The sequence below is a fragment of the Metabacillus rhizolycopersici genome, from assembly GCF_020075705.1.
On record NZ_JAIQUM010000133.1, the window covers coordinates 1 to 8,156 of the forward strand.

Here is an 8,156-nt window from a genome sequence, read left to right on the forward strand (position 1 = left end):
AATAAGTTGGAAAATGCTCTTTCTCAACTCGGAATTTTCAAATGGTTTCACATTTTTGCGTAATTCAAGCGTCTTTTCTCTGCTCATCTTATCCTCCTAAAACGAATTATTACCCTAATTATAAAGGTATATTGCTATTAGGAGTAGGCATAAACGTCAAGTCATAAGTATGACAAGTGTCATATAGGTAGAAATGTGGAAGTGCTTGTCTCTGCTCCCATTGCCGATAAGCAACTTTATGTTAACTAGAAATGAATACGATATACATCATTTAAACTGAATACTTATCTCAACTTAAATGTGCAAAATGGTTATGTTCAATCAAGATAATAAACCCTTGACTTTACAGGTGTTTATCCTAACCAATAAACAGAATGGGGCATAGAAATATAAGAAGGTAAAAGTTGAAAGGATGAATACAGCACATGGAGTTCAAACATATTAATGGGAAACAGGAAACACTTTGTATCAAAGTTCCAAAAGTCTATGACTGGGTTGTTGGACAAATTCAAGTTCCTGTTCAAAGCTTTAGAGGAACTTCTGGACTAGAAAGACTCAATTTTACTTGTGATGAAATAAATGAGCAAGTTCAAGGTGGCCAACTAACTGCAGAATGTATCTTAACAGATGAAAATGGTCATCCAGTTGATCCATTAGCACCGGGATCGATCTCATGTACAGAAATAGATGGACGTAATGATGTGAATGTTATTCTTCCGACAGGGGAAACAGTCACACTACAAAAAGTAATCGTGTTAAAAAAGGGTTATTTTGTTGTTCAAATTTCAAATGTGAGAGGTGAATCTTGTATATCATCCCCACAACCGTTCTCAGTTTGTGAACAATTTTTGCTTTGTGCTCCAGAAGGCACATTTTTAAAATGTACAATAACGGAATTTGAGTGTAATGCTTGTTTTATGTGTAACCTGGATAACGTAGGAAATCCATCATTCCAACAAATCGATGTTTCGATTAACATGTGTCAAAATGTCCAAATGGAAAGCATCGTCACGTTAGAGATAGATGCAAATATTTGTCAACCACGTTCTGAAATAGTCGTAAATTGTCCACCAAAAAACTTACCTCCTCAATGCCCAGCCGTATTTTCAGGAACAGAATAAGAACGATAAGAACATTGTGTTAAATGAAAAGTACTTTATGATAGGATTCTATCCTCCTTGTATAGCAGTTGGAAAAAGATAATCAATAAGGGTACTCATTATGAGTACCCTTATTGATTATGAATATAAATTTTTTGACCTTTAAGACAGGATACTACAAGGATCAGCAATAACCCTTACTCTAAAGGAACATTGAGCAGTATTCCCAGCAGCATCTGTGGCTGTACATGTGACACGTGTTTCCCCTATAGGAAAGAAGGATCCGGAAGCTGGTGTACAAGAGAACGTAACACCTGGACCATTGCCGGTTACCGTAGGATCAGGATAGTTTACAATGGCACCATTTCTTCGGGGATCACTTCGAACAGTTATGTTATTAGAACAAGTAATGGTCAGTGGTTCGCTATCAACTACTGTCACAGTAAACGAGCAATTGCTAGTATTGCCAGCAGCATCGGTCGCGGTACAAGTCACCGTAGTCATTCCTACAGGAAAGAATGTTCCTGAAGCTGGCAAGCACGCTGCTGTCGCTCCCGGACAGTTATCACTTACCATAGGAGCCGGATAGGTGACGATCGCCCCACTTTGCCCAGGATCTTTGGATACCGTGATGTCAGCTGGACAAGTGATTACTGGCGGCTCAGTATCGTTCACTGTTACGGTAAACGAACAAGGAGCGCTTGTATTGCCAGCAGCATCCGTAGCTGTACATGTCACCATAGTCGTTCCAACGGGAAAGAGCGATCCAGAAGGTGGGGAACAAACAGATGTTGCTCCCGGACAGTTATCATTTACAGTTGGAGGTGGATAGTTCACTATCGCCCCACAAACACCAGGGTCATTATCCTGAGTGATGTTACCTGAACAGATAATGGTCGGTGGTTCCACATCGTTTACTGTGACCATAAAGGAGCATTCCGCCGATCCTCCACAAATGTCGGTAGCCGTACAAGTGACGATGGTTTCACCCACTGGAAATAGGGATCCAGAAGCAGGGCTGCAGCTAAAAGTCACTCCAGGACAGCTGGTGCTTACAGTTGGAGGTGGATAGTTGACAATGGCTCCACATACCCCCGGGTCATTATCCTGTGTAATGTTACCAGGACAGCTGATAGTTGGGATCCGTTCTAGATCACTGATGTTGCCAAAGATATCTTGACTGTTGTTGCTCCGAGTGTCAGTCCATACGGAGATTAACTTTTCCGGTTCCGGCAAAGCTGGAGGAATAAAGGCCGAGTAGATATAATCACCAATAAATGTGCTCGGATTACCAAAGCTAGTATCAGAATTAGGGTTGAAAGAAACGTCTGTTATCCGTGAATTTGTAAATGTGGCTCCACCATTAGTCGAAACTGCTAAATAAACATCTAGAAGAGTAGAAGATTCCCGGTTTGTGTAGTAAATCACAGTTACGGTGCCACTGCATGGGGAAACTGCTACAAACGGGAAAAAATTTTGGGTATCCTCAGGACTATTATCAACACGTATTGGGGCTGACCATGTGGCTCCGCCATCATCGGAGAAAGACAAAAGGATATGAGCATTTGTTGTGCCGTAAGCCTGCCATACGGCATACACTCTTGCGAAGTTTGCAGAACCAAAACATTCTGATGTATCTACCGCAAGAAAAGCAAAGGTAGGGACACGGAATGCCCATGAAGGGACCTCTGCAGCTAGAGTCAATGGAACTCGAACAATAGCACTGACATTAACAGTTGGACCGAATGTTACCCCACCATCATCTGACCTACGAATTCGAAACGTGGCGTTAGTGAAATCTCCCTCAATCCAAGCAACATATACTTCTCCATTCGGACCTACTTGAACATTTGATCCTTGTACAAAGGGAGCTCCTCCAATTGCAGGTGTGATGGCAATTGGCGCCATCCATGTTAATCCACCATCTACAGACCTTTGAAGTAAAATTTGAGAGGTGGCTGCAGCATCATTAGTAAACCTTGTATAGCTAATATAGGCATTCCCCTCAAATGTGCTGGCCGGAGACTTATCAAAGGCAAGATATTCTTTATCATCAAAGAAATTGTTGTTTATACCAGAAACATTAATCGCAGCAGAAAAGGTTTGCCCATCATCAACGGATCGATAAACAATGATGGATGCCCTATCTACTGTTGCTGAAACAGGTTGAACAGCGATACCAGCTAATAACCACCTATTGTTTAGATCGGCGTCTATGATTGGGTCGCCAGTATTTCTAAATCCTGCTGGAACTGGGAGAAACGAAGTCGTGAATGTGGCACCTCCATTAATAGATCTATATACCCCAAATTGAGGAAACCCACTTGCAAGCGTATAAGCGTGAGAAGCAGCAATAATTGATGATGGATTATTCCGATTGACCGCCACAGTAGGCTCATTTTCAGGCCGTCCATTTAATGTTGAGATTCGAAAATCTGTTGAATCTACTTGCAGTATTGATATGGATGTATTATCTTCATTTTCCTCATGTTCTTCATTTAGTTCTATAATTTGTTGCATTGGTGGTGCACTCGTTATCTTTTTTATACTTTCTTCTGACATGGTGTATTACCGCCCTTCTGATTATTCATAAACCAAAGTAGTTCAGGATTTTGCCTTAGTTTGATATATATACCATATGGACTCTTGTCCTTTTTCTAAAGGCTACTTTAGTATATGAACTTCCCTTGACGCGGTTCGGGCAGCTTCCTATTGCCTTTCCCATGAGAACTAAGGATCTTCGTTTGAAGATCCTTTTTATTACCGATAACGCCTCATTATGTTAACTAGGTTTGTATAGAGTATTCATTTGATACTGTTTGTTGAAAAATAAAAAATAAAACCACCGTTTTGGTGGTTTGAAATTGGGTTACATTTTTTCAATTTTATTTTATTCTTTTGGTTTTAGGTAAGTGCATATAAAAAGGATTTTTACCTATAATTACCAAAAACCAGATTAGAGGTATTAGCATAGAATACTATTACCTCCAAATTATTAAGATCTTCCGGTCGAAGATCTTTTTTTATTACCTATAATTGACCTTATGTTAACTAGATTTGTATAGAATATGCATTACATCCCCCTTACAAGTATTCAAAATTGGAAAGTAGGGGAAAATGAATAACTAGATAAGATGTACAAGCTTGCGGATTAAATCACTGGGAAAAGGGGGGATTTCAGACAATGGAGAGAGCCAAAATTAGTGTCATTCAACTATTTGCCATGATGTTTTTATTTGAACTTGGGAGCGCGATAGTTGTAAGTTATGGAATAGGTGCCAAAAAAGATGCTTGGCTTGCCATTCTTTTAGCAATGTGCGGGGGAATCATCTTATTTTTTATTTATTATTTTTTATTTCGCCAATATCCAAACCTGCCATTGACCGGATATGCTAGGAAAATATTCGGTAAATACGTTGGGTGGATAATAGGTCTATTATACGTCATATTTTTTTTGTACGAGGCTGCCCGGGGTTTACGTGACTTTGGGGATTTGCTGCTTGCGTCGACTATGCCTAATACGCCGTTATTCGTACTCAATATCTTATTCGTTCTTGCGATGTGTTATGTACTTTATCTAGGGATTGAAGTATTGGGGAGAACGACAGAAGTATTTATTGTTACCTTGCTTTTTTTTGGAGTCACAGGAAATCTTTTCGTCTATTTTTCAGGTAATGTTGAACTCCATAATTTGCAACCCTTTTTGGAAAATGGATGGAAACCCATCTTAACGACAGCCTTTCCGTTGCTTACTTTTTTCCCTTTCGGAGAAATGATCGTTTTTACCATGTTGCTTCCATATCTAAATCGACCAGATTTAGCTAAAAAGGTTTGGCTGTCTGCCGTCATTTCAAGTGGGCTTATCTTAAGTTATACAACAAGTTTAGATATCGCTGTTCTTGGCATCGAAGCAGTGGAGAGATCTACGTTTCCTTTGTTTTCAACGATTGGAAAAGTTAACCTTTTCGATTTTATACAAAGGCTTGATGCTGTAGTTGTCTATACCTTTCTGATTACGATGCTTTTCAAGATATCCATTTGGTTTTATTGTGCCGTAATCGGAATAGTCGATTTGTTTAAGTTGAAAAATCATCAACAAATTGTGTTGCCAATGGGGGTTATTCTCCTTTTTTTATCTATGGAGATTGCCTCAAACTTTACGGAACATATTGAAGAAGGTTTAGACATTATAATGTATCCCCTTCACCTGCCTTTCATGGTAATCATTCCGTTGTTAATGTTGCTTATTGCTCTGATTCGTAATGGTTTCAAGAAGAATGGTAGATCGAAATCAAATGAAACATAATAATAATTATTCTATATTCCAAAGCCAACGGGTTTAAATAAATCCGTTGGCTTTTTTGAAGTATAAAATTTTTGGTCTATCACAGTTACTTTAATAATTTTATCTCTTTATTAGTCTCCTTATCCCTTGCTCTATGTATTGCACCTAATACAATTATAAATATGAGTAAATTAAGCGTATTTATCGTATATCCGTTTAGCTGTATATATATTTCTTTTGTGTAGATAAAGCGAATAGCAAAAAATATTCCACATAATACTGATATATTGTTGTTCAAGTCTAAGATTTTTTTTAACATGTACATACCCCTTAATTACTAATTAAAAATTATCCTTTGATTTATTTGGGGAATATATACACTTGAATTATTCTTCATCTAAGGAATTAAAGAAATAGTATAGTATAAAAAAGATCTTCAAATTGAAGAACCTTTTTCAATGCCTATAAGCGTGATTATGTTAACCAAAAATGAATAACAACCTATACATTATTTTTTAATTCATCCATCAATTGTCGAGAACGTTTAGCATTACCCTCAGCAAAATTTCGCAATCTGTTTTGTAGTTCTTCATTGTCATGTATGCGTTCAGCCGTGATTAAGTATGTTTTCATCATTTCATTTTCTCTTTCTAACGACATTTGTAAGATTTGTTTTAGTGAATTCTTAAATAATTCATCTTCGCTGTCATAGTCACGATCATAATCTAGTTCATGATTCATTCTAATCCTCCCATGATTTTATTCTTTTATGTTTTGTACATAAAAATCATCATTTATACTAAAAGACTGTTTTCGATTCTTATATCAATTTTCAGTACCGAGAATAAATGATTATGTTAAGTAAGGATGTATATAAAATCTTGATAAAAACAAGGCTTTCATGCAGAAGCTAGCATATGTAAAAGCAAAATGAAAATAAGTTGCTTTTACGCATACTAGTACGCCTAATACCAGCGAAGCTGCTATGAACCGCAATAAGAAATCGGAATCATATTAAACCCTTGATTTTATTATAGTTACGACTATACCCCTGTATAAAATTGGCTACCAAATCCCTAAAAGACTGTGTAACAAAATACTGTCACATAAATCCCTTGTAACAATATTCACTTCAAACGTTTTTGAGACAAATCATCTTAGGGAATATCTTCTTATTGCGGGTGGTGACATCTTGGCAGGTACTACCCCAACACAAAAAAAGCAAGGTGTATTCACCCTACTTTGAAAATGGAAACCAAAAATTTATGAACATAAAAGAGGATAAAGACTGTTGCTGTTCTTTTTCTAAATAGTCAATGGCTTCTGAAATGGTCATATTGCCCTCATAAATTTCACAACAGAAATTCCAAATAGTGTCATGATAAGCTTCACTGAGTCTTGTTATTTTCAGAATGATTTCTACTGCATCAGGTTCAACTTTGTTAAGTATATCCCTTTCAAATACATCTTCTTCATGTATAAATTTCATGATTGATACACGCTGTTTGAATAAATCCTCTACAACCGATCTAGTTAAAGCGTCCACAGCCATCACCTCACCGTATAACTTCGACAAAGTAATCAAGTTCCCTGCATCCCCTCAGAACGCACAGAAAGCCCATACAACGTTTTTAGTCTATTACCCTTAAAGTTTATAACAATCCTTAGAGACGAATCTGAGGAGGTCTTATTTGATTACCTATAAGCGTGATTATGTGAACTAGTTTTTTATAGAGTATACACGCAAAGTTTGTTTGGATTTGTAAAAAAATGTCGTAAGTTTGAATTTTCAAAAAGGGAAGTTCAAAACGATTTACATGTTACACTTTTTTTAAGAGTTCATACACGTTTTGAAAAACACAAATGAAATGAGTGGATTACTATGTTAGTAGAAGACTTAATACATCGTTTTGTACTAGTAAAAAAGCGAAACCCATTACATGCCAATGAATTACTAGATTATATTCAAAAAAGTTATATTTATGGGGAATTGTCTATTGTTGAATACAAAAAACTTTTTTTTGAACTGGACAAACAGGAAGCGAAAAAACCAAGCTCATTTTTTGTGAAAATAGGATCTTTTGATTTTGAAAAGTATAAATTAAGTTCTACAATCTAACAAATCACACTTTTAATTAACTCTATATATATTCATGTTTAGTTAACAATTATCGGCAAAAAAGAGTTGTTTACTTTTTAGATACCTAATCCTTTTTTGCTAATAATATCTGATTATGTAAACTAAGAATGAAGATTATATACATTATTTGAACTGAATGACTTATATCAACTAACATTTATCGTTCATATTATATAATGTTGAACCTCCTTTCCAATTTTCTTGCTCATAAAAAACACACCGGAATTTATGAGGTCACTGAAAAAGTCCATTATTAAATTAGGCAATTGAAAGTTCGATTATATCGAACTTTCAATTGCCTTTTTACTCTATAATGGTTTTATTAACTGTATGTAGGTGATATCCAAATGATTTCAAATCAAGAGTCTCTTAATCTTAGCCTATATGCAGCGATATACAATATCGTTGTGCCCAAAAATAATATGCTTCGTCAAATTAACGAATTGGTCGACTTTTCCTTCATTCTCGAAGAATTAAAAACAAAATATTGTCTGGATAATGGTTGTAATGCTATACCACCAATTCGAATGTTCAAATATTTATTGCTTAAATCTATCTATGATTTATCAGATGTAGATATAGTTGAACGTTCTCAATATGATATGTCATTTAAATATTTTCTCGATATGGC

The 8,156-nt window shown here is 36.2% G+C and carries 7 protein-coding genes; 4 read left to right on the forward strand and 3 right to left on the reverse strand.

All coding sequences use genetic code 11. From position 1 onward, the window contains the following. The first annotated feature begins 425 nt into the window (after positions 1-425). Positions 426-1,121: a BMQ_0737 family morphogenetic spore coat protein gene (locus tag K9V48_RS26395; RefSeq protein WP_224142061.1), complete on the forward strand. Its 696-nt coding sequence runs from the start codon at positions 426-428 to the stop codon at positions 1,119-1,121. Between the two features lie 141 nt (positions 1,122-1,262). Here the strand turns inward: K9V48_RS26395 and K9V48_RS26400 are convergent, their stop codons facing one another. Beyond that, positions 1,263-3,662: an HYR domain-containing protein gene (locus K9V48_RS26400; RefSeq protein WP_224142062.1), complete on the reverse strand. Its 2,400-nt coding sequence runs from the start codon at positions 3,660-3,662 to the stop codon at positions 1,263-1,265. Positions 3,663-4,284: 622 nt separating this feature from the next. On the opposite strand from K9V48_RS26400, the gene K9V48_RS26405 reads away from it, so the two are divergent. After that, positions 4,285-5,406 (forward strand): GerAB/ArcD/ProY family transporter, encoded by a 1,122-nt coding sequence (locus K9V48_RS26405; RefSeq protein WP_224142063.1) that lies wholly within the window; start codon positions 4,285-4,287, stop codon positions 5,404-5,406. 480 nt (positions 5,407-5,886) lie between these two features. On the opposite strand, the gene K9V48_RS26410 is transcribed toward K9V48_RS26405, so the two are convergent. Together K9V48_RS26410 and K9V48_RS26415 are read right to left on the reverse strand one after the other, a co-directional pair. Beyond that, positions 5,887-6,126, reverse strand: coding sequence for a hypothetical protein (locus tag K9V48_RS26410; protein WP_224142064.1), 240 nt, complete (start codon positions 6,124-6,126; stop codon positions 5,887-5,889). A 496-nt stretch (positions 6,127-6,622) separates the two neighbouring features. Next, positions 6,623-6,970 carry a hypothetical protein gene (locus K9V48_RS26415; RefSeq protein WP_224142065.1) on the reverse strand — a complete coding sequence of 116 codons (348 nt, stop codon included), beginning with the start codon at positions 6,968-6,970 and terminating at the stop codon, positions 6,623-6,625. A 297-nt stretch (positions 6,971-7,267) separates the two neighbouring features. On the opposite strand from K9V48_RS26415, the gene yppF reads away from it, so the two are divergent. Together yppF and K9V48_RS26425 are read left to right on the forward strand one after the other, a co-directional pair. Next, a complete protein-coding gene (gene yppF, locus K9V48_RS26420) occupies positions 7,268-7,504 on the forward strand; it encodes a YppF family protein (RefSeq protein ID WP_111618393.1) in 237 nt (78 codons plus the stop codon). Between the two features lie 368 nt (positions 7,505-7,872). After that, on the forward strand, positions 7,873-8,156 hold a 284-nt coding region (locus K9V48_RS26425), incomplete at its 3' end, for a transposase (protein ID WP_224142066.1).